We start from the raw sequence: 22,002 nt of genomic DNA on the forward strand, positions 1-22,002 counted from the left end.
GTGATAAATTCTCCATTTTCAATTATATAAACGGCAGTACCTCCTCCAACGACGTTTTCCCCTCCTCCAACAACTCCATCGCCGAATCGCCCAACGTGCGGATATGCCTTTCCTCGAGCAAATGCCCCACGTCACTCCGGGCTTCCCGAATAGCTTTCGCCAACTCCTCATCCACGGGTATCACCTCGTAAATTGCCTTCCGCCCGCTATACCCCGTGTAGTAGCAACTCTCGCAACCTACCGCTTTATGTAAATTTGCACCCTTGAAATTCTTTCCCAATTGTCTCCTCGTCCGCTCGTCCGCCTCCACCTTCTGTTTACACTCGGGACAAAGCAAACGCACCAGACGTTGCGCCATACACAAAACCAACGTATCGGAGATCAAGTAAGGATGTACCCCCATATCGATCAACCGGGAAACACTTCCCCAGGCACTATTCGTGTGTATCGTGGATAGAATCAGATGTCCCGTCAACGAACTGCGGATAGCCATCTGAGCCGTATCCGCATCCCGAATCTCTCCCAGCATAATCACGTCCGGATCCTGCCGTAAAAACGTACGCAAGGCACTCGTGAACGTCAACCCGATTTCCTCTTTCAGTTGCACCTGATTGATTCCCTCCAAAGTATACTCCACGGGATCCTCTATCGTGAGAATATTGCTCGTGATACTATTCAACAGGCGAAGCGTGGCATACAACGTAGTACTTTTCCCCGAACCCGTGGGACCACTGATCAACACCAACCCGTGCGGGTGGCGGATAGCCTCCAGGTATGCCTCCAACTGTTCCCGGCTAAACCCCAGATTTTCCAGTTCAAGCAATTCCACCTGCCGGGTCAACAGGCGCATCACCACCTTCTCCCCGTGTATCGTCGGCAATGAAGAAACCCGCACGTCAAAACGAGCCCCTCCCGAATCATGCAAAATACGCCCGTCCTGAGGTAAGCGCTTCTCCGAAATATCCAAATTCGCCAAAATCTTCACCTGATTCACCAGTGCGGCATAATTTCCCTTCTCCACCACGTGCCGCTCCAACAACTTCCCGTCAATACGAAAACGCACCCGGCACCTTCCCTCGTATGATTCCAAATGAATATCACTCGCGTGCTCCCGGTGTGCCTCCTCGATCAACCCGTGCAAAAAACCTTTTCCCCCGGCAAATGTCGTATTCATTTCCTTGCCCCCACGTTGCCCCTGACGGTAACAACGCCCGAGCAAACGGGCAAATTCCCCCCCGGGCAAAGGGACGACTTTCAAACGCCTCCCCGTCAACACTTCCACCTCCGTAATCGTATGCTCGTAATCCGCTTCCTTCTCCCCATAGACATAGAGTTCATCTCCCTTCACCTCGAAAGGAATCAGGCGATACTCCCGGGCCTCCCTGGAGGTAAACACCTCCAAAGCCTCCGTGGCAACAACAATTTCTTTCATAACTCCATCAATCGATAAATTAAACGATATACCACATAACACGCGTAACACACTCCTACCGTAGACACTAAAGGAATCCCCCGAACAACCTCTTTCCCACACGAACGGATCGCCCACCACAGCAACGTCAACGTGAAAGCAGCTACCAAAAACAACGTGTATTCCCTCCACCCGAAAGAGGGCGTCAGGCAAAGCAAAAACAACACGTCACCCATCCCCAGATACTCCCGGAACAGATTAGCCTTCCTACCATACCTCACGACAAGATACAAACCCACCCCGCACATCAAGAAAAGCAGAACACCCACGCCGCCCATCACCCGTGATAGACATACCTTTCCCCCGTGCATCCAACAACTGCCTGCCACGGTCAAGACCCCGAAAAACAGTAGAGGATACAAGCGAATCACCCGTTCCCTGAAATCCGAACGGATCATCCAGGCTAACGGAATAAATGCCAACAACTCCATCGGGGAATCTAATCTTTGGTTACTTCTTTCAGCTCCTTGTCTTGATTGATCTCCCACACGTTATACTCCCCGTCACCGTCAAAATCGACCACAGCCGTCGCTCTCGCCCGAAATCCCTTCTCGTTCGCTTCAATAATCTCGATCTTGTAATTGGCATTTCCCCCGTCCGTGGACAACTTGGCTTGCTCGAAGCCCAATTCCACCAACGAAGTAGAATAACGGGAATGCGTGTAAAAATTGCTTTTCTGCAACGTGTGTAGAAACACCAGCTGCTGCTGTGCCTCCGTACTTTTTGCCTTCGAGATCAAAGGCATCAGGTTAGGCAACGCTATTAACACTAGGATACCGATAATAACCAGTACCACCAATAATTCCGGCAAAGAAAAAGCCGCAAAAGACTTGTTTCCCAGATCACGCCGTTTTCGTCCCAGTAATTTTTGAATCGTTCTCATATTTGCAATCAGATATTTAATAAAAATACAATTCACAAAAAATACCACACTCTTGGCTGATCTTTATAAAACACCCACCACTTTATCTTTTTCTCGATATAAAGACAGTGGATAAATATATATAATAATTATTCTCCAAATTGTATCACATTTGTACCGATTTGTCTTAATATTTTCTTAAAATTTTAACCCATTTTCCTATAATAGGCTCTCGATTTTAACATTTACATCTAGTAAATTTTATCAATCATCTAGCAATCATTGATTTAATTTGCAAATTTTACATATTAATCAATTTCCGCCACTAGAGACTTTTGGCAACTATCGCAACATCACAAATCGGAATATTTCAAGGGATAAACCATCCCACATATTTGATAAATTCAGAAAAATCATTTTCTTTATACCTGGGAGTCAAAACTAAAATATAACCAGCTATTGCCGCAAATTTCAAATAATGATCACATTTAAACAAATACAACGATCACTTTTCATACTGATTATATGACCTCTAATAATATTTTCTCCATATTGACTTTCAAAATCCCAAGGTTCGATTACCTTTTTAAATATCAATCTTCAATCTCTTTATTCCCTATTAGACACTTTAGCATATACTGACATGCCTGATCTTCATTTGCAAATTTTCTAATAGAATGTTTTTCTCCTCTCTCTTTATAATAAACCTCATAGCTCATTGTATTCTTTTCTTTTTTCACAATTAAAGCAAGTTTATCATCATCATTTACTGATCCATATATACCATGCAAGTAATAATTATCTTCTGGTATATCCAACACCTTAAGCTTAATATATAATTCTTTTAATGTCATATAATCTATTTCAAAGTGATGCAATGATATTTCTCTTAATTAAAACATTAACACTTACGGGTGATTAAAATTGTTTACCACAGACAACAAATTTAAAACATTATACGTCAAGTTCAAATTTTTACGGATGTCATTTACTAGATTCCCGTTTTTATCATACAGGTATGAACCTGTCACGTTACCCCTCGATAAACTTGTCAAACGGTTACCCGTGTAAGCGTACACTTGAGTCGCGGACACTGAACCAGTCCGGGTAAGGGTCAAAATATTGCCGTTCTTGTCATAGGTCAATCCGCTCTCGTNGGGAAGGAGGCGTCCTTCTATAATATGCTCAAGATTAATGAAATAGTGTTTTTTTATGCTGGTGAAATTTTTGTATAAATAAACGATCGTTTATTGCTATCGTCAATAAAAAATGAATATCAAAACAGACAATTTCGCAACTTATTATTTACTAGGAACAAAAAATAAACATTTATTATTGTCGTTTATCGAAATTATTAATATTTTCGCGTATAAATAAACGATGGATTATTCATACGTTCACGTCCGGTTTGGGGAGGTACATCTCTTTCCCTATGTTCGGAGGACGTGGTGGAAGTAATTGAAGAATTAAAACAAAGAAAGAACTAATGATAAGGAAGTGTGTGTTAATGGTAGGAATCTTGGTGTTGCTGGCGGGTATGAAGACAAGTACGGCTGGGGTCGTCGTTCCATTGGCGGATAAAGAGAGAGACGGTTTACTTCCGAGTGCCGGGGAGCATATGTCCGGAGAAGAGAGTTTTCTGATCCCGGACACGGTGTTCCGGCGTTATTGCATCAGCTTTGGGTATGCTGACGAGAAGGGGTACATTATCCCGAAAGAGGTGGCAAAAGTCACGTGGCTTAATGTCGGTAGGATGAATATCAAGTCGTTGGAAGGTATTAAATATTTTACATCGTTGGAAAAATTGATTTGTTACTATACCCCTCTCGTTTCGTTGGATGTTTCGGGGTGCAAGGCATTGAAAGAGTTATACTGCAATCATAATACTTCACTCGTTTCGCTGGATGTATGCGGGTGTACTTCCTTGGAAAGATTGTATTGCTATAATACCTCACTCTCCGAGCTTGACGTCACGGGATGTCGGGCGTTAGAGTGCCTGAGGTGTTATGATAATACTTCTCTCGCGTCGTTGGACGTGAAAGGATGTGCGGCGTTAAAAGAATTGTATTGCCATAACGATCGTCTCATTGGGATGGACTTGTCCGGGTGTGTCTCGTTAATGATTTTGTATTGTTATGGCAATCATGTCGCCGCTCTGGATGCTACCGGCATGGTGTTGGGGAAGGAATTCCGGCTTTTTTGCGGCAACCAGTTCTCGGATGAAGCGGTGGAGCAGACGCTGGAATTGACACTGACCGCCCGGCAGAAAGTTCGGTGGGACGATTACCAGGCGGCTAACGGCAGCAATGCTCGTGTTAATGTCACTGTGAAATGAAACTTGTCTTTCCTTTTTCTCGTTTACATGACAACTTGGCTACTTTTCGGGTAACCGGTGTTGTTAATTAAAATGAAGAAATCATGAAAGAGAAAGAGGAAGAAAGAAAGGAACACGAAGAGAAAGATCGCCGTGCGGAGAAGAATATTCCATCCAAACAGGACAAGAGTTGGGTAGGCGAAAATCAGATGCCGCAACAACAATTTGACAAGACCGAATTCGAGGATGAAAAGGGGGATGGTTTGGACAGAAAGTGCCGAAAATGAAAGTTTTATCACTGTGGAATAATTTTTTCTGCGGTATTTGTTTGTTTGAATTATTGTTATAAATTTGCAGTGATATTTGAGTTTTGATTTGATAACAGAGTGTTTGCCTTTCATCGTGTTTTAAATGTATCGTTAAGCAGACTTTCATTAGGCAATATTCAACCTCAAAGCAGTTATTAATTATTTTAAAGTTTGTATTAATGAACATTTACATTTCAAATCTAAGTTACGACGTGACTGACGCGGACTTAAAAGAATTATTTGAAGAATACGGTGAAGTTTCTTCAGCAAAAGTTATCATGGACAGAGAAACCGGACGTTCAAGAGGTTTTGGTTTCGTGGAAATGCCCGAAAACGAACAAGGACAAAAAGCTATCGACGAGTTGAACCAAGCTGAATATGACGGCAAGGTAATCAGCGTGAACGTGGCTAAACCGAGAACCGATAGACCTGCCGGAAATCGTGGCGGTGGCGGCGGACGCGATCGTCGTAGCGGAAACGGCGGCGGACGTAGTTTTGATAGAGACAGAGAAAGAAGATTTTAAGAAAGTCTTTACAAGGATAAAAAATAAACGGTAGCTTTTGAGCTACCGTTTATTTTTTATCCTTGTAAATTTTAGATTTAATCGACAATCGCTGAATACTTTAACTTTTAGTTTACTTCCCTGTCCGTGAATACCATTGCTGCAGGCGAATGAGCGAGGATGTAGGATGCGGGGTATTCTTTTGCCTTGTGGGCGATTTGCTCCATGATTTCTTGCTTTTCTTTACCGATCACGGGAATCAAGATAGCGGAACTTTTCAGGATAACGGGACCCGTCATGGTGATGCGTTGTTGTCCCGTGATAGGATGTTGTGACACGGCATATATGCGACGGTCAGTAAGTAGGTTTATGTCATTGGGGAATATGGATGCCACGTGCCCGTCTGTTCCCACGCCGAGGATAACGCAATCGAAGCGGGGAGTGCTGGAATAGCCGGGAAGTTCCCATTTCACCATCTCGGAATAGCGTTCTGCCTCTACTTTGGGTTCCTGTTCTCCCCAGATCCGGTGGATATGGTTGGAGGAGATTGCCAACGGGGTGAATAACAACAGGTCGGCGTGCTTGTAATTACTTTCGTCGTCATCCGGTGACACGCAACGTTCGTCAACCCAGTAGAATCGGAGATTGTTCCACGGGATAAGTTCCTTGTATTCTTCCGCCCACAATTTGAACAACGCTTGTGCGGTTGTTCCCCCGGACAATGCCAAGTGGAACGGCTTCGACTTGCTCTTTTTTATCACCGAGGCGAGTGCTTCGCTGGTTGCGCGCAACGCTTCTTCCGGTGTTTTATAAGTCTCTATCTTCATGATGTATAGTATATAAGTCTTAGTATTATTTATGTAATTTATACGATGCAAGTTACATTTTATTCGTCATTTAAACAATAATGTTGCCTTGAAAGTATAAAAAAATCTTAACGGGACATCATTTGACGGCAACTCTTGTTGAAGCGGCGGATAAAGAGCGTGGCGGCGAACATTAATCCGCCACAGAATCCGGAAAGTAACCCGGAAGCCCCGAAGCCGAGCAGGATGCCGGTGACGTAACCGAGGGGTACGGCGACAAAGACGTAAGAAATGAAGGCATACACCATCGGGCGCTTCACGTCGGTGATTCCCCGCAAGGCGCCGAGGGCGGTGACTTGTAGCCCATCGAATATTTCGAACACGGCAACGACGAAGAACAGTTGGCGGGCAACCTCGACCACCTCCCGGTCGGGCGTGAAGATGGAAGCGATTTGTGCGCCGAAAAGGGCGTAGACGGCGGCGGCTCCCGCCATGAAGACCATGGCAAGACGCAGGGCGGCATGGGCATAACGACGCATTCGGGCGAAGTTATGACGCCCGTACTCGTGGCTGACGAGTATCGTGGAAGCCCCGGCGATACCGCTGGATATCATGAACGTGAGGCTGATCATGGATTGCACGATCTGGTTGGCGGCAAGTGCCACTGTACCCAACCAACCCATCATGACGGTGATGAGGCTGAGGGAAAGGTACTCGACCACCATTTGCCCGGCGATGGGATAACCCACTTGCAGGAGTTGCCGGGTCTTACGACCGCTGGTGTTCGTCCGCCGGAAAAACCGGAACACGGTGGAGTACACCCCAGAACGGCGGATGTAAAGAAAGAACGCGACGGGCATCATGAGCCTCGATATAAGGGTTGCCAATCCCGCGCCAGCCACGCCAAGGACGGGAGCCCCGAATTTACCGTATATAAATATGTAGTTCAGGATAATATTCATGACGTTGCACGAGATCGTGATGACCATGGCTGCTTTCGTGTTGCCGATGCCTTCCATGTATTGCTTGAAAGTCATGAAAAGAATAAAAGGGATAAGAGAGAGGGAGGTCAGCACGTAGTATCCCTTGCTTAACGCCACCACTTCCTCGGGTTGTCCCATCATCGACAGGTAAGGCATGAGTATAAAAAGAAAAGACGTGAGCAGGAGGGCAACCGCGTAGTTCAGCAAGAGGGAGTTCTGGAAAAATCCCGCCACCCGCTCGTGGTCGTCCTGCGCGTGGGCTTGTCCCACGAGGGGAGTCAGTCCCGTGGCAATTCCCATGCCGACCACCATCGTGTTCATGATGATCGCCCCGGCAAGCGACACCGCTGCCAGCTCGGGAGCCCCGAGTTGCCCGACCATGATGTTGTCTGCCATCTGCACCACCGCCTGTCCCGCCAGCGAAAGCATAATCGGGAAAGCGATCCGGACGTTGTCCCTATAATACAATGAACTTATTCTCATGCCTTTGTTTTTAAACGGGTGCAAAGATATGAATTTAGTTTATAAATCGGAGTCGTTCGTGAAGATTGTAAGATGGTGTGGCATAAACCGGAAAGGAAAATTTGTAAGATGAAAAGTTGGAAAGTGTGAAACAAACATAACAGGCTTTCTCGTATAAGAAATCAAAAGGCTGAATTTTAAGTAATTTAACCTTAATATTAAGCTAAAAAAATTTGCAGAGATAAAATAAGTAGTTATCTTTGGGATACTAAAAGAGAGAAATGAAAAGAACAGTATTTCGATATTTTTCACTGTTACTCTTGCTTTTAACAATCGGGGTAAACGCCTTTGGAGACACAGATTCCAAGGGAACTAAACCCGAATCCCCGGCTCAAAACACGGAACAATCCGGCACTTCCCAAGTGGCAACTTCTACTACCGATAAGCATTGGGCGGTGGAACGGTCACGGGTTCTTTCCAGCCAAGAAATTTCCACTGCGAAAAGTCGGGAGCAACAAATCACTTTTTCTCTCTATCGTAAAATGCAACTCGCGAATCACAAGTCGGAGTACAGTATTCGGGAAGAACATTCCATCGAGAGTTTTTCCGAGTTATTGGGTATTCGTCATATCCAGGGGTTCTACTTGTTCGACTTGTGTAAAATAGTCATTTAGCCATACATAGGTTTAGTCTGTCCGTGCCATGTCATTATGGTACAGGTGTTTCGTATGCCTGTATAAAATGATAAAGGGGATGCTACACTCTGTTTTACAGGTGCTTATCATGAAATCGGTATTCGTGTCGGGATACGGACAGGTATTTTGCATCCTTATTTTTAATACAACAATTTAAAAGAAATAGACCTATGGAAACTACAAATACAAAAATGAGTAAAGTGACAAAATCAGCATTGTTTCAGACAGTATACCCGATAGCTATCATGCTTGTTGTCTTCGGGTTAGTATTCTTGGCTTTATATTCTGCGTTATAAAAATTCAAAATAAATTTGTTATGAAAAAGACTGCAACATCTACAAAAGGAACAAAGAGAAATTTTGGTATTTCTGCATTTCCGATCATCATCTTGTGTTTTATCCTGGCGATGATTATTTATCATTTCGTGTACGGCAACCCGGCTAACTTCATTAATAATGATCCGAACAATCACCCGCTACCGGGAAACCTGTTGGGTACGATATATAAAGGTGGTGTGATCGTACCTATTATACAAACGTTATTGTTTACCGTGTTGACCCTGAGCGTGGAACGTTTGATCGCCCTGCGTAAGGCAAAGGGGAAGAAGAACCTGCAACAATTCGTGACCACGGTCAAAGATCAGTTGGAGCACGGGGACATCGAGGCTGCCCGCCAATCATGTGACGAGCAGAAAGGAACCGTGGCAAACGTTATTAAGGCGTCGCTCTCGACTTATACTCAGGTAGATACTTGTGATACCTTGACAAAAGAAGAAAAGCAGCTGGCTGTACGGAAAGACCTCGAGGAGGCGACCATGTTGGAATTGCCTACTATGGAACAGAACCTAGGCGTGATCGCGACGATCACCACGCTCGGGACGTTGATGGGATTGCTCGGGACGGTGATCGGTATGATCAAATCGTTCGCGGCACTTTCTTCCGCCGGGGGGACGGACTCTATCGCCTTGTCTACCGGTATTTCGGAGGCGCTGGTGAACACGGCGTTCGGTATCGCCACCGGAGCCTGTGCCGTTATCGCTTACAATTTCTTCACGAGCAAGATTGACGGCATCACGCACAGTATCGACGAAATCGGTGCTTACATCGTGCAAACATTCTCTGTGAAAAAGTAGCTTGAAACCGTAAATACTCGAGTCATGAGCCAGAAAATAAAGAAGAAATCGACATTTATCGACATGACTGCCATGAGCGACGTGACGGTGCTGTTGTTGACGTTCTTCATGCTGACCTCGACGTTTATCCAGAAGGAGCCGGTGAAGGTGAACCCGCCGCAGTCGGTTTCGGATATCAAGATTCCCGACAACAATATCGTGTCGATATTGGTCGAACCGTCCGGGAAAGTGTTTATGAGCTTGGATAAGCCGCAGGACAGAATGGAAGTATTGAAAAAGATGGGCGAGAACTACCAGATTGAATTTACCAACGAGGAGTTGAAAAAGTTCAGCCTGTGCAATTCTTTCGGGGTACCGATTCAAGGGATGAAACAATTCCTTGCGTTGTCCCCCGAAGATCAGGACAAGGTAGTGATGAATTACGGGATTCCTTGCGATAGCACGAACAACCAGTTCCGGTCGTGGATGCAGTTTGCCCGCGAGGTGAACAAAGAGCTGGTGATCGCGATCAAGGCAGACCAGAACACGCCCTACCCGTTGATTAAAGATATCATGGCAACATTGCAGGATTTACGGGAGAACAGGTACAACCTGATTACCTCCCTGCGCAATATGCCCCAAGTGTGACGAAAGTTACAGGTTAAAACTTGAAACGAATATTATGGCAGAGATAGAACAAAACGGAAGCGGGGAACGCAAGAAAGGAAAGCAGAAAAAATTCAGTATCCGGGTGGACTTCACGCCGATGGTGGATATGAATATGTTGCTGATTACTTTCTTCATGCTCTGTACTTCCATGAGCAAGCCCCAGACGATGGAAATCAGTATGCCGAGGAAGGATTTGCTGAACGAGCAGGAGCAGAACAAGGTGAAGGCTTCCAAGGCGATGACGATCTTGCTGGGAAAAGAGGGAAAAGTGTATTACTACATGGGTGAGCCGGATTACGAGAACCCCGATATGATACAGGAAACGGACTTTTCCCCGAACGGTCTGCGTGCGATATTATTGGGACGCAACCAGATAGTGATGCAGAAAATCCGGGAACTGAAACAGAAGAAAGCGAACCTGGAGATCACGAACGACGAGTACATGACGGAGGCGGCGGAAGTCCGGAAGGGCAAGGATTCGCCCGTGGTATTGATCAAGGCAACGGATTTCTCTAATTACAAGAACCTGATAGACGTGCTCGACGAGATGCAGATATGCAATATCGGACGTTACGCCATCATGGACATCACGCCGGGCGACTTGCGCCTGTTACAGGATAAAACACACGCCGGGTACGCCGACGACCTGAAAGAAGTCATCGAGTACCGGGAGTTAAAACAGTAGGTTATGGCAAAAGATATTCATATAAATTCGATGGAGTGGTGCGAACTGGTGTTTGCCGGGAAGAACAAGGACTATGGCGCTTACGAACTCCGTAAGCAGTCCTCTCGGCGCCACCTGGTAGCCTATATCGTGATTATAGGCTGTATCGTGCTGGCGATGGTGCTTCCTGCCTTTATCCGATTCCTGACCCCGGTGAAGGCACAGGAGAAAATGGTAACGGTGACCGAGCTTTCCAATATAAAAATGGAATTGCCGGAGGTGAAGGAAGAGAACAAGATCGTGGCGGTGAACGTGCCGCCTCCCCCTACCTTGAAGACGACGATCAAATTTACAGCCCCTGTAATTAAAAAGGACGAGGAGGTGAACGAGGCGGACGAGATGAAGACGCAGGAGGAAGTGAACCAAGCGAAAGCGGCTATTTCCGTGGCTGACGTGAAAGGAAACGACGAGGATAACGGGCAGGACATTGCCGACTTGGAAGATCACAAGTTGATCGTGGCGAGCGACGACGAGGTATTTCAGGTCGTGGAACAAGCCCCGGAATATCCCGGTGGTATGGCAGCCCTGATGAAATGGATAGGTAAAGAGATACACTACCCGTCTATCGCACAGGAAATGAATGTAGAGGGAAAGGTCATCGTGCAATTTGTCATCGGGCGTGACGGTGCGGTACGCGACGTGCTGGTACTTCGTTCCGTGGACCCGTCTTTAGACAAGGAGGCGATCCGGGTTGTCAAAGCGATGAAGAAATGGATACCCGGAAGACAGCGGGGCGAGGCGGTATCCGTTCGGTTCACGTTACCTATTTCCTTTAAATTACAAAAGTAGGAATGTTGCAGTCGGGAGAGCCTTCGGCAGGGTGAGGTGAAGGGATGTTATCATCCGGAATCGGCATCTGCCGAAGGCATATTTGAAGACTGGTAACTTAAATAATAACGATCATGAATATTCGAATCGGTTTTTGGCTGTTGTGCCTGATGTCCCTTGTGGCTTGTAAAGGGAAAACATCGGGAGTCCAGGATACCCTGTTTAGCGGGGTTATCCGGGTTGCTGTCGACGAAACGTTGTCCCCGCTGGCGGAGGAAAGCATCAACGTTTTCGAGGCACAATACAACCTGGCAGGTGTCATTCCGCTCTACATGAGCGAGGTGGAGGCGATTAACCTATTGTTGCGCGACAGCGTGCGGTGGGTGTTGGCAACACGACCTTTGACGGAAAACGAATTAGAGTCATTCCATAGTAGAAAGTTTTTTCCGGAGTCAGTGAAAGTAGCCACGGACGGGATTGCCTTGATTGTCAACAGGCAAAATGCCGATTCGATATTTAACGTGAGTACCTTGCGGAAAGTGTTTTCCGGGAAGATCACCCGCTGGGATGAACTTACCCCGGCTTCCCGCGCGGGAGAGATACAGGTCGTGTTCGACCATCCTAATTCGAGTACCGTGCGTTACGTGATCGACTCGATCTGCGGGCAAGAGAACTTGTCTGACCGTTGCCACGCCGCCGGGACTAACCGGAAGGTGATCGACTACGTGGCACACACGCCGGGAGCCTTGGGGGTAATCGGGGTAAATTGGATCAGCGACGAGAGGGACTCGCTTTGCCGGGATTTTCTCCGGGAGGTACAGGTAGCCCGTGTCAGCCGTGCCGACCGCCCGACCTACGGGAACAGCTACCAACCTTACCAGTATTACCTTTACACGGGACAATATCCCTTGCGCCGGGATATTTATATTCTCTTGAACGATCCCCGGAGCGTGTTGCCCTCGGGGTTGACGTCCTTTTTTGCCGGTTCGCGGGGACAACGTATTATCTTGAAAGCGGGATTGTTGCCCGCCACGATGCCCGTGAATATCGTGAACGTGAGAGACCAAATCTAACTTAAAACTTGAAAATGATGAAAACGAAATGGATATTATACGGATTCTTCTTCTCGCTCCTTTCCGTGAGCGCAAAAGCGGCGGACAACCGGGTCGGGATAGATTTCTACGAGTCGGGAATGATGGGTTCTGCGAAGATATTTTTCCTGAATAATTTGCCGGCACTGACCGACCCGTCGGCACGGGCGGAGGCGTATTATTACCTGGGTGAATGTTACCTGACACTGGGACAAAGAGATTCTGCCCGTTTCTATTATGACAAAGGCGTGGCGGTACAACCGGATTATCCTTACAACCGAATAGGGCAGGGGGGATTGAAACTGAAAAACGATCCCTCGGGTGCGGAATCCTTGTTTAAAGAGGCGCTCGGGACGAAAGGATACAAGAAAGATGCCACTTTGCAAGTCGCTATAGCCCGGGCTTACCTGCACGAGGGGGATGTCGCGAAAACGATGGAGTATCTGAACCGGGCGAAGGAATTGGACGACAAGAGCGGTTTGCCTTATCTCGTGGAGGGGGATGTGTTGGAAATGCAGGGGCGCACGGGTGATGCTTGTGCCAAATACGAGATGGCGGTTTATTTTTCCCCGAATTGTTTGGGCGCATACTTGAAGCAGGCACGGCTCTATATGTCTACCAATCGTTCACTTTCCCTCGAAAAGTTGAACAAGGTGTGCGAAATATCGCCTGATTTCTGTGGTGTTTACAGTTCGTTGGGGGAATTGCACGAGATGTCGGGAAATAGTAAAGCCGCGGCAGAGAATTACACGAAGTTTATTCGTTCCGGTTATTACGATACCGAGAATTTGTTGCGGTATGCCGGAATCCTGTATTTTGACAAACAATACTCGGAGATGCTGCCGGTGTTGGAGCAAGTGTTGAAAGAACGACCGGACAATCTGGTCGCCAAACGTCTGTATGCTTATTGTCTGGCAAAACGGGAGGACGGGGAGAAGTGCTTGGAGGCTATCCGCCATTTTATCGAATCGACTCCGGAAGATCACCAGATTTACCAGGATTTTTTATGTTATGCCGAACAACTTGCTGCGAACAAGAATTATGAAGATGCACAAGTGTATTACGCGAAGGCTTTACTGGCTGATGACAAACATCAGGAGTTAAACAAGGAGATTGCTGATATTTTCGTGAAGACCAACCAGTTGGATTCGGCTGTCGTGTACTACAACCGGTATATCGATTTCGTGAAAGAAGCCTCGGCGGAGGATTTGTTGAAACTGGGGAGATGTTATTACAACATGGCTTGCCGGGACACGGTAGCCGTCGAACAACAGGCGGAGTTGGTGAAAGCCGATAGCCTGTTTGCCTCGTTGAGCGAAAAAGTACCGGGCAGCTACGTGGGATACTTATGGCGTGCCCGTGTGAATTCAATGCTCGACCCGGAAACCGTGGAGGGTTTGGCGAAACCTTATTACGAGAAAGTGGTGGAGATCGCTTTGAACAACCCGGAACGTTACAAAAGGGAATTGATAGAAAGTTATAAATACCTGGGTTACTACCATTACGTCATTGCCGATGGCATCACCACGAAGAATAACGGCAATCCGGATCCGGCAAAGGCTGAATACGGTGAAGCAAAGGAGTTCTTCTCCAAAGTGTTAACATTGGACGCCAAAGACGAGATTGCCTTGAAGGCGCTGGAAAGCATCAAACTTTAAGCAATTTTCAACTTTCAATTGTTCAGAAATAGTTCTTCAAATGAAATGTTTTGGTATGGAAATTGCACTATTGCTCACGAAACAATAAGAGAAACGGAAAATGAAGTTGTGGCTAAAAATATTGTCGGTTGTTGTTATAACGTTTTGCTTCGGGAGTCGGGTGATGTCCGGAGAAGTGACGTTGGCACAGGACGTGGATGCCACGGCGGAATGTCCGGTTCCTGTCCGTTTGAACGGGAGATTTACCCTCGGCGATCTGACCAAGGCTTACGATTTCATTGGTAGTTCGTTCATCCTTCCCGGTCAAATAGATCTGTCGGGTGACACGAGTACGGATAAGGAGAAAAAAGTTGGTTTCTTGAAGTCATTCTCATATCAGGATTCGGTATTGAAATCTCTCCACGTGATCCGGTTGGAGAAATTCCGAGACTATTTATTTAAGAAACACGTCCAGGGTTCTTACATCCATTGGATTGATCGTCTAGTGATTTAACAGTATTGCCGGGATATAATTATCGTGCACGTGATAAAAAAAACGTGTAAAAAAGAGCAGAAAGTTCGATGGAAGGAAAACCATTCCCGGTGAAGATACGTTAAAGTTAAAAGCAAGCATTTAAAGAACGTTTTAAAATCTATATTATGACACAGAATGTCGGGTACGTGACGCAAGTGATTGGTCCTGTTGTGGACGTAATCTTCGAAAATGACGGGGGAGATTTGCCGCCAATTTACGAGGCTTTGGAAATCGAGAGGGATAACGGGACGAAATTGATCGTCGAGGTGGAGCAGCACGTGGGGGAAGACACCGTGCGCTGCGTGGCAATGGATACAACCGACGGGTTGTACCGCGGGATGAAGGTAATTGACCTGGGACGAACGTTAACCATGCCGACGGGCGACCAGATCAAGGGACGCCTGTTGAACGTGACGGGTAGTGCCATCGATTATCTGGCGCCGCTGGAATACAAGGATACGCTTTCCATTCACCGGGAAGCCCCGAAGTTCGAGGATTTGTCTATTCAGGAGGAATTGTTGCTCACGGGTATCAAGGTGATCGACCTGTTGGAGCCTTATTCCAAAGGAGGAAAGATCGGTTTGTTCGGTGGTGCTGGAGTAGGTAAAACCGTGCTAATCATGGAGATGATTAATAATATCGCCAAGGGACATAACGGGTATTCCGTTTTTGCCGGAGTCGGTGAACGTACCCGTGAAGGAAACGACCTTTTGCGGGAGATGATTGAGTCGGGGGTAATCAACTACGGCGATAAATTCCGGGAGAAAATGGCGAATGGGGAATGGGATCTGGAAAGCGTGGACATGGAAAAAGTTAGCCAATCGCAGGCTACGCTCGTGTTCGGGCAGATGAACGAACCTCCCGGTGCACGTCTGCGGGTTGCCTTGTCGGGATTGACCGTGGCGGAAATGTTCCGCGACTCCAACGAGGGGGGAAAGGAGATTTTGTTCTTTATTGACAATATATTCCGTTTCACACAAGCGGGTTCGGAAGTATCGGCTTTGTTGGGACGTATGCCTTCGGCGGTAGGGTATCAGCCCACGCTTGCCTCGGAGATGGGTAAATTGCAGGAACGTATCACCTCCACCAAGAACGGGTCAATCACGTCTATTCAGGCAATATACGTGCCGGCGGACGACTTGACCGACCCGGCGCCAGCCACGACGTTCAGTTTCTTGGATGCCACGACAGTGTTGAGCCGTAAGATCACGGAATTGGGTATTTACCCGGCGGTAGACCCGTTGGAATCGAGTTCCCGTATCCTCGACCCGGCGATTGTCGGCGAGGAACATTACCAGACGGCACAGCGGGTGATCGAGTTGTTGCAACATTACAACGAGTTGCAGGATATTATCGCTATTTTGGGAGTGGACGAGTTGTCGGATTCGGATAAGATCGTCGTGGCTCGTGCGAGAAGGGCACAGCGTTTCTTGTCGCAACCTTTCCACGTGGCGGAACAGTTCACGGGTATCCCGGGAGTCATGGTGCCGCTGGAAGAAACAATACGCGGTTTCAAGATGATTCTGGATGGCGATATGGACGAGTATCCCGAGCAAGCCTTCATGAACGCCGGAACAATCGACGACGTGATCAAGAAAGGCAAGGAGATGATGGAGAAAGCGAAAACAATTTAGTGATTGCCGATTAATGGATTAGGTGATTTATAATCACAGAATCGGAAATCATTGAATCACAAAATAAGCGTTGGCTAGTGCGGTTGGAATCATTTAAAATCTAAAATTGTAAAGATGGTTTTAAGAATAGTATCTCCGGAAAAAGTGCTTTATAAAGGTGAGGTGCAAATGGTGAAATTGCCCGGTACGGTGGGACAGTTCACGATACTGGATCATCATGCTCCGCTGGTATCCACGTTGACGGTAGGGAAATTGATTTACCGGGGAACGAACGGGGAGAAAAGCATCGATATAAAAGGGGGAGTCGTGGAGGTTCGGGACAACAACGTGGTGGTATGTATAAATTGATACACGAATGAAAAGTTATGCAAGACATATATTGACGATATTCTTTCTGCTGGCAGGGGCATCGATGCTTTTGGCACAGGATAATATTGTTATGCGGGTAGATTCGCTGGGACAGGAGGTGGAGGAATCGGCACAGGCGTTTAACCCGAAAGAAACCATTTTCGAGCATCTGGGTGACGAGTACGGTTGGAAGATCGTGGGACGGGTAACCCTTCCACTGCCCGTGATCGTGGGGGGAGAGGACGGAAGTTGGCACGTGTTCAGTTCCCGCCGCCTGAAGGACGGGAAGGTCTACGAGGGGTTCTATATTGCTCGTGGCGGGAATCACGAGGGGAAAGTGGTCGGCACGGATGCCGCGGGGAACGAGTATCGCCCGTATGACTTCTCGATCACGAAGAACGTGTTCTCGATCATGATTAGTGCCTTGATCACGTTGTTGATCGTTTTTTCTCTGGTGCGTTTTTACCGGAAGAACAAGTATAAAGCCCCGAGAAAAGGCGTCGGAAGCGTGGAAATGGTCGTGGAAATGTTGTACAAGGAAGTCATCGTGAGCGTGTTGGGAAAAGAAGCGAGGAAATACGCACCCTACTTGCTGACGTTGTTTTTCTTCATTTTCATTTCCAACTTGATGGGCTTGGTCGCTTTCTTCCCGGGAGGAGCGAACGTGATGGGAAATATGTCTATCACGCTTGTGCTGGCAGTTTGTACTTTTGTTGTGGTCAATGTCTCGGGGACGAAGGAATACTGGAAAGAGATATTCTGGCCGGATGTACCGATCGCGTTGAAATGCCCTGTGCCCCTGTTGCCGATTATCGAGATCTTCGGGGTGTTCACGAAACCCGTTGCCCTAATGGTTCGTCTTTTCGCGAATATGCTGGGAGGGCACTTGATAGTCCTGGTACTGATCTCGCTGATCTTCATGTTTAGTGCGATGGGACAGGTCGTGGTGGGAGTGACGACGATATTTTCGATACTGTTCGCCGTGTTCATGAACTTGATTCACGTGCTGATCGGTTTTATTCAGGCATACGTGTTTATGTTGCTCTCCACGATATTTATCGGGTTGGCAAGAGTGAAACGATTGAGTGATTCTCAATCACAGAATTAATAAAATCAATAAATCTAAAATAAGTAAGGTTATGGAAAGTTTAATTTTATTGGAAGTTGCGGCAGCCGGGATGAGTCTGGCAAAGATAGGTGCTTGTGTCGGAGCAGGTTTAGCAGCCATTGGTGCTGGTATCGGTATCGGTAAGATCGGTTCCTCTGCCATGGATTCCATTGCCCGTCAGCCGGAGGAAACGAATAATATCAGAACGAATATGATCGTGATTGCCGCATTGATAGAGGGTGTTGCCCTTTTCGCGATAATCGTTTGTTTGTTAGCATTGTTTGTATAAAAAGAAGCTATGTCATTGTTTACACCGGAACTCGGATTAGTGTTTTGGATGCTGGTCGTCTTTTTGATTCTTTTCGGCATCCTGGCAAAATACGCCTGGCCTGCCATCGTCCGTATGCTGGACGAGAGGGCGGACTTTATTGATAAAGGCGTGGTTTATGCCCAGGAAGCGAAGAAAGACCGGGAAAAGGCGCAAATGGATGCCAAGGCGTTGCTGGCGGAAGCCCACGAGCAACAGCTGGACGTGTTGCAGCAGACCGAACGACTGAAACGGGAGATGATAGCGGATGCACGCAAGTCAGCGGAGAACGAGGCGCAACGGGTGAGAGTGGCTGCCAATTTATCGATAGAGCAAGCAAAACGGGAAGCAGAACGGCAATTGCGGGTACAAGTGGCATCATTGTCTTTGCAGATAGCGGAGAAGGTGATGCGGAAAGACTTGACTTCGGATAAATCTCAGGAAGAGATGATCAGCAAATTGTTGAACGAGCTTGAAAATAAAGAGTAAAGGAGGAAGATATGGACGAAGGATTGATTGCTCGTAGATACGCGAAGGCTGTGCTTCGATACTCGCGGGAATTGGGTGCTGCCGATTTGGTTTACGAGAAGATGAAATTATTCGAGGCAAACTATATCGCGCATCCCGACTTGCAAAAAGCTTTGTTGAATCCGTTATTATCACCTGCGGACAAGGAAATGCTTCTTTCCACGGCTATCGGTATCGAGCCGGGAGAAGCCTATATCAAAGGGATTCGTTTAGTGATAAGGAATCACCGGGAGATGTACGTGAGGCAGATTTGTTTGATGTTCCAGAAACTTTACCGGGAAGTCTACGGCATTATTCGGGTAAAGATTACCACGGCGGCAGAGTTGCCGAAAGGGACGATGGAACGGATAGAGGACTTCGTGAGGCACCGTTACGCTTCCATGAAGATCGAATTTGCCTACAAGATCGATTCGACAATTATCGGCGGTTTCGTGTTGCAGATAGGTACGAAGCAATTGGATGCCTCGTTAATGAAGGAACTCAAAGAGATAGGTGACGGGCTTGGCTTGGGAGAAGTTTATTAATTTTCAATTGTAAAAATTTATGTTGAAAGCGAATGAAATATCGGACATATTAGAGATGCAGCTCAAGGAGGTGGATACTCGAATGGCTTTTGAAGAAGTGGGGCGCGTGATGGAAGTAGGTGACGGCGTTGCTCATGTCTTCGGGTTGGATAACGTTCAGGCGAACGAGTTGCTCGAATTCGAGAATGGAGTTCGGGGTGTCGCGATGAACTTGGAAGAGGATAACGTGGGGGTAATCCTGATGAATGCCGGTGACCGCGTGAAGGAGAATTACACGGTGAAACGAACCGGGAACATCGCTTCCATTAAAGTGGGTGAAGGACTGCTCGGGCGTGTAATCAACACGCTGGGTGACCCCATCGACGGTGCCGGGGCTATCCCGGGCGAGTTGATGCAGTTACCGCTGGAACGTAAGGCTCCGGGGGTGATCTACCGTCAGCCGGTGAAAGAACCTTTGCAGACGGGTATCAAGGCGATCGACTCGATGGTGCCTATCGGGCGGGGGCAGCGGGAGTTGATTATCGGTGACCGCCAGACGGGAAAGACCTCTATTGCTGTGGACACGATATTGAACCAGAAAAGGAATTTCGATAAGGGTGACCCCGTTTATTGTATTTACGTGGCTATCGGGCAGAAAGCATCCTCGGTGGCAATGCTCGTGAATACCTTGCAGGAGTGGGGAGCCATGGAGTACACCGTGGTGGTAGCCGCCAACGCTTCCGATTCGGCAGCCATGCGTTATTACGCCCCGTTTGCCGGAGCCACGATTGGCGAGTATTTCCGGGATAGCGGGCGCAATGCGCTCGTGGTGTATGACGACCTTTCAAAGCAGGCGGTGGCTTACCGGGAGATTTCCTTGATTCTGCGCCGTCCGTCCGGTCGTGAGGCTTACCCGGGTGATATTTTCTACCTGCACTCCCGCTTGCTGGAAAGAGCGGCACGTATTATTTCCAGCGATGAGATGGCACAGGCAATGAATGACCTGCCGGAAAACCTGAAACCGATGGTGAAGGGTGGAGGTTCCCTGACCGCTTTGCCGATTATCGAGACGCAGGCGGGCGATGTGTCGGCATATATTCCCACGAACGTGATTTCTATCACGGACGGGCAGATTTTCCTCGAATCGGGATTGTTTAACGAAGGAGTACGCCCGGCAATCAACGTGGGGATTTCCGTGTCCCGTGTCGGTGGTAATGCACAGGTAAAGGCTATGAAGAAGATTGCCGGGACGCTGAAGATCGATCAGGCACAATACCGCGAATTGGAATCGTTCTCCAAGTTCGGTGGCGACATGGATGCCGTGACGGAAATGGTGATCGACAAGGGACGGAAAAACGCCCAGCTGTTGATTCAGCCGCAGCACGCCCCGATGTCCGTGGAGGAAGAAATTGCCGTTATTTATTGCGGCACACAGGGATTGTTGCGCAACGTGTCGTTAAAGCACGTCGCCGAATTCGAGAAGATGTTTTTGGAAATCCTGCGTTCCAGGTACCAGAAAGAAATTCTCGACCCGCTGAGCAAAGGTATTCTGGACGAGAACGTTTCCAAGCTGCTGGAAGAAGTGGCGGGCGACGTGGCACAAACGTTTAATTAGTTTATAAAGTTCATCGAGTTTGTAAGGCTTAAAATGGCTTTACAGGCTTTACGAACTTTATAAACCTTATGAACTTATAAATATGGCATCAACACGAGAACTGAAAGGGAGGATAGGTTCGGTACATTCTTCTCAAAAGATTACCGGGGCGATGAAGATGATTTCGTCGGCGAGGTTAAGGAAGGCTGAGAATGCGTTAAACAACGCTCGACCTTATATGGAGCAATTACAAAATATATTGGATCACATCGCGACAATGACGTGTGAATATCAGTCGCCGTTGAGTCAGGAAAGAACGGTTCAGCGGGTGGCAGTTGTTATTTTTGCTGCCAACGAGGGATTGTGTGGTGCCTTCAACTTGACGCTGTACAAGAAGTTGTTGGAAACGTTGAAGGAGTATAGCACACAAGTAAAGTCCCCGGTACAGGTCTATCCGGTAGGCAAAAAGATCGTGAACGAGGTAAAACGGACTGCAGGAGTGGAAACGATGGAGATTCCCGAGTTCTTCGATGCGAAACAGTATGCAGCGGGATGTACGGCGTTGGCGGACGAGTTGATCCGTCGTTTTATAGTCAAGGAAATCGACCGGGTGGACGTGATCTATTCCCATTACAAGAGTATGGGGACGCAGATTATTACCCGGGTACAATTACTCCCGTGGATTCCTCGAGAAACGAAAACCCTTTCCGGGAGCGAACTGAATAAGGTGTATATCTACGAGCCGGGGTGCGAAGAGATTTTAGAAACGGTCTACCCGTTGGTGATTCATTCCATCATGTACCGGTACCTGCTCGAGAATCAGACCTCTGAGCAAGCATCCCGTATCCTTTCCATGCAGATGGCAAACGACAATGCTATCAAGCTATTGAAGAGCCTTCAGCTGGAATACAATAAACTTCGGCAGCAGAATATCACCGCCGAGTTAATGGACATCGCCGGGGGGGCGCTGGAATAAAAAATTTATTGATTTTAGATTTTCAATTGATAAGTTTTCAATTGTTTAAAATTTTAATTTTGTGA

At 47.3% G+C, this 22,002-nt stretch carries 26 protein-coding genes; 19 read left to right on the forward strand and 7 right to left on the reverse strand.

Annotated elements, in window-relative coordinates:
• Nucleotides 1-22: 22 nt before the first annotated feature.
• From A3CY_RS0100400 to A3CY_RS19910, 5 genes are all read right to left on the reverse strand, one after another.
• A complete protein-coding gene (locus tag A3CY_RS0100400) occupies nt 23-1,432 on the reverse strand; it encodes a GspE/PulE family protein (protein ID WP_018335897.1) in 1,410 nt (469 codons plus the stop codon).
• On the reverse strand, nt 1,429-1,902 hold the full coding sequence (locus A3CY_RS0100405; protein ID WP_018335898.1) for a hypothetical protein: 474 nt from the start codon (nt 1,900-1,902) through the stop codon (nt 1,429-1,431). Before A3CY_RS0100405 ends, A3CY_RS0100400 begins: the two co-directional genes overlap by 4 nt.
• An 8-nt stretch (nt 1,903-1,910) precedes the next feature.
• Nucleotides 1,911-2,354 (reverse strand): type IV pilin protein, encoded by a 444-nt coding sequence (locus A3CY_RS0100410; RefSeq protein WP_018335899.1) that lies wholly within the window; start codon nt 2,352-2,354, stop codon nt 1,911-1,913.
• A gap of 572 nt (nt 2,355-2,926) precedes the next feature.
• Nucleotides 2,927-3,187: a hypothetical protein gene (locus A3CY_RS0100415; protein WP_018335901.1), complete on the reverse strand. Its 261-nt coding sequence runs from the start codon at nt 3,185-3,187 to the stop codon at nt 2,927-2,929.
• Between the two features lie 54 nt (nt 3,188-3,241).
• Nucleotides 3,242-3,478 (reverse strand): hypothetical protein, encoded by a 237-nt coding sequence (locus tag A3CY_RS19910; RefSeq protein WP_018335902.1) that lies wholly within the window; start codon nt 3,476-3,478, stop codon nt 3,242-3,244.
• A gap of 341 nt (nt 3,479-3,819) precedes the next feature.
• Here A3CY_RS19910 and A3CY_RS21765 point away from each other — a divergent pair, with 341 nt between their 5' ends.
• From A3CY_RS21765 to A3CY_RS0100440, 3 genes are all read left to right on the forward strand, one after another.
• Nucleotides 3,820-4,668 carry a leucine-rich repeat domain-containing protein gene (locus tag A3CY_RS21765; protein WP_155828143.1) on the forward strand — a complete coding sequence of 283 codons (849 nt, stop codon included), beginning with the start codon at nt 3,820-3,822 and terminating at the stop codon, nt 4,666-4,668.
• 83 nt (nt 4,669-4,751) lie between these two features.
• Complete coding sequence (locus A3CY_RS0100435; protein ID WP_018335905.1) at nt 4,752-4,934, forward strand: hypothetical protein; 183 nt, start codon at nt 4,752-4,754, stop codon at nt 4,932-4,934.
• A 200-nt stretch (nt 4,935-5,134) separates the two neighbouring features.
• A complete protein-coding gene (locus A3CY_RS0100440; protein ID WP_018335906.1) occupies nt 5,135-5,479 on the forward strand; it encodes an RNA recognition motif domain-containing protein in 345 nt (114 codons plus the stop codon).
• Between the two features lie 107 nt (nt 5,480-5,586).
• Here A3CY_RS0100440 and pgl read toward each other — a convergent pair whose 3' ends face one another.
• Together pgl and A3CY_RS0100450 are read right to left on the reverse strand one after the other, a co-directional pair.
• The gene (gene pgl / locus A3CY_RS0100445; RefSeq protein ID WP_018335907.1) at nt 5,587-6,285 is read right to left on the reverse strand and encodes a 6-phosphogluconolactonase; all 699 of its coding nucleotides are present in this window, start codon (nt 6,283-6,285) and stop codon (nt 5,587-5,589) included.
• 107 nt (nt 6,286-6,392) lie between these two features.
• Entirely contained in the window at nt 6,393-7,730 is a 1,338-nt protein-coding gene (locus A3CY_RS0100450) for an MATE family efflux transporter (protein WP_018335908.1), read from the reverse strand.
• A 260-nt stretch (nt 7,731-7,990) separates the two neighbouring features.
• Between A3CY_RS0100450 and A3CY_RS0100455 the strand changes: the two genes are divergently transcribed.
• The 16 genes from A3CY_RS0100455 to atpG all read left to right on the forward strand — a co-directional run bounded on the left by A3CY_RS0100455 (nt 7,991) and on the right by atpG (nt 21,937).
• On the forward strand, nt 7,991-8,383 hold the full coding sequence (locus A3CY_RS0100455; RefSeq protein ID WP_040371206.1) for a hypothetical protein: 393 nt from the start codon (nt 7,991-7,993) through the stop codon (nt 8,381-8,383).
• Nucleotides 8,384-8,720: 337 nt separating this feature from the next.
• Nucleotides 8,721-9,536 carry a MotA/TolQ/ExbB proton channel family protein gene (locus A3CY_RS0100460; protein ID WP_018335910.1) on the forward strand — a complete coding sequence of 272 codons (816 nt, stop codon included), beginning with the start codon at nt 8,721-8,723 and terminating at the stop codon, nt 9,534-9,536.
• A 24-nt stretch (nt 9,537-9,560) separates the two neighbouring features.
• Nucleotides 9,561-10,163, forward strand: a complete 603-nt coding sequence (locus A3CY_RS0100465) for an ExbD/TolR family protein (protein WP_018335911.1) — start codon at nt 9,561-9,563, stop codon at nt 10,161-10,163.
• A 34-nt stretch (nt 10,164-10,197) separates the two neighbouring features.
• A complete protein-coding gene (locus A3CY_RS19920; protein ID WP_018335912.1) occupies nt 10,198-10,869 on the forward strand; it encodes an ExbD/TolR family protein in 672 nt (223 codons plus the stop codon).
• A gap of 3 nt (nt 10,870-10,872) precedes the next feature.
• The gene (locus tag A3CY_RS0100475; RefSeq protein ID WP_018335913.1) at nt 10,873-11,697 is read left to right on the forward strand and encodes an energy transducer TonB; all 825 of its coding nucleotides are present in this window, start codon (nt 10,873-10,875) and stop codon (nt 11,695-11,697) included.
• Between the two features lie 113 nt (nt 11,698-11,810).
• Nucleotides 11,811-12,749, forward strand: a complete 939-nt coding sequence (locus A3CY_RS0100480) for a PstS family phosphate ABC transporter substrate-binding protein (RefSeq protein WP_040371209.1) — start codon at nt 11,811-11,813, stop codon at nt 12,747-12,749.
• A gap of 14 nt (nt 12,750-12,763) precedes the next feature.
• Nucleotides 12,764-14,425 carry a tetratricopeptide repeat protein gene (locus tag A3CY_RS0100485; RefSeq protein WP_026207149.1) on the forward strand — a complete coding sequence of 554 codons (1,662 nt, stop codon included), beginning with the start codon at nt 12,764-12,766 and terminating at the stop codon, nt 14,423-14,425.
• A 100-nt stretch (nt 14,426-14,525) separates the two neighbouring features.
• Nucleotides 14,526-14,918: a hypothetical protein gene (locus A3CY_RS0100490; RefSeq protein ID WP_018335916.1), complete on the forward strand. Its 393-nt coding sequence runs from the start codon at nt 14,526-14,528 to the stop codon at nt 14,916-14,918.
• A 146-nt stretch (nt 14,919-15,064) separates the two neighbouring features.
• Nucleotides 15,065-16,573, forward strand: coding sequence for a F0F1 ATP synthase subunit beta (gene atpD, locus A3CY_RS0100495; protein WP_018335917.1), 1,509 nt, complete (start codon nt 15,065-15,067; stop codon nt 16,571-16,573).
• Nucleotides 16,574-16,687: 114 nt separating this feature from the next.
• A complete protein-coding gene (gene atpC / locus A3CY_RS0100500) occupies nt 16,688-16,921 on the forward strand; it encodes an ATP synthase F1 subunit epsilon (protein WP_018335918.1) in 234 nt (77 codons plus the stop codon).
• Nucleotides 16,922-16,928: 7 nt separating this feature from the next.
• Nucleotides 16,929-18,029, forward strand: coding sequence for a F0F1 ATP synthase subunit A (gene atpB / locus A3CY_RS0100505; protein WP_018335919.1), 1,101 nt, complete (start codon nt 16,929-16,931; stop codon nt 18,027-18,029).
• Nucleotides 18,030-18,060: 31 nt separating this feature from the next.
• Nucleotides 18,061-18,318, forward strand: coding sequence for an ATP synthase F0 subunit C (gene atpE, locus A3CY_RS0100510; RefSeq protein WP_018335920.1), 258 nt, complete (start codon nt 18,061-18,063; stop codon nt 18,316-18,318).
• Between the two features lie 9 nt (nt 18,319-18,327).
• Nucleotides 18,328-18,825, forward strand: coding sequence for a F0F1 ATP synthase subunit B (gene atpF / locus A3CY_RS0100515; RefSeq protein ID WP_018335921.1), 498 nt, complete (start codon nt 18,328-18,330; stop codon nt 18,823-18,825).
• Nucleotides 18,826-18,836: 11 nt separating this feature from the next.
• A complete protein-coding gene (atpH, locus tag A3CY_RS0100520; protein ID WP_018335922.1) occupies nt 18,837-19,388 on the forward strand; it encodes an ATP synthase F1 subunit delta in 552 nt (183 codons plus the stop codon).
• Between the two features lie 19 nt (nt 19,389-19,407).
• Nucleotides 19,408-20,982, forward strand: a complete 1,575-nt coding sequence (gene atpA / locus A3CY_RS0100525) for a F0F1 ATP synthase subunit alpha (protein ID WP_018335923.1) — start codon at nt 19,408-19,410, stop codon at nt 20,980-20,982.
• Between the two features lie 82 nt (nt 20,983-21,064).
• On the forward strand, nt 21,065-21,937 hold the full coding sequence (atpG, locus tag A3CY_RS0100530; protein ID WP_018335924.1) for an ATP synthase F1 subunit gamma: 873 nt from the start codon (nt 21,065-21,067) through the stop codon (nt 21,935-21,937).
• The last annotated feature ends 65 nt before the right edge of the window (nt 21,938-22,002 follow it).

Source organism: Butyricimonas synergistica DSM 23225 (assembly GCF_000379665.1).
In the GTDB taxonomy this organism is placed as follows: domain Bacteria; phylum Bacteroidota; class Bacteroidia; order Bacteroidales; family Marinifilaceae; genus Butyricimonas; species Butyricimonas synergistica.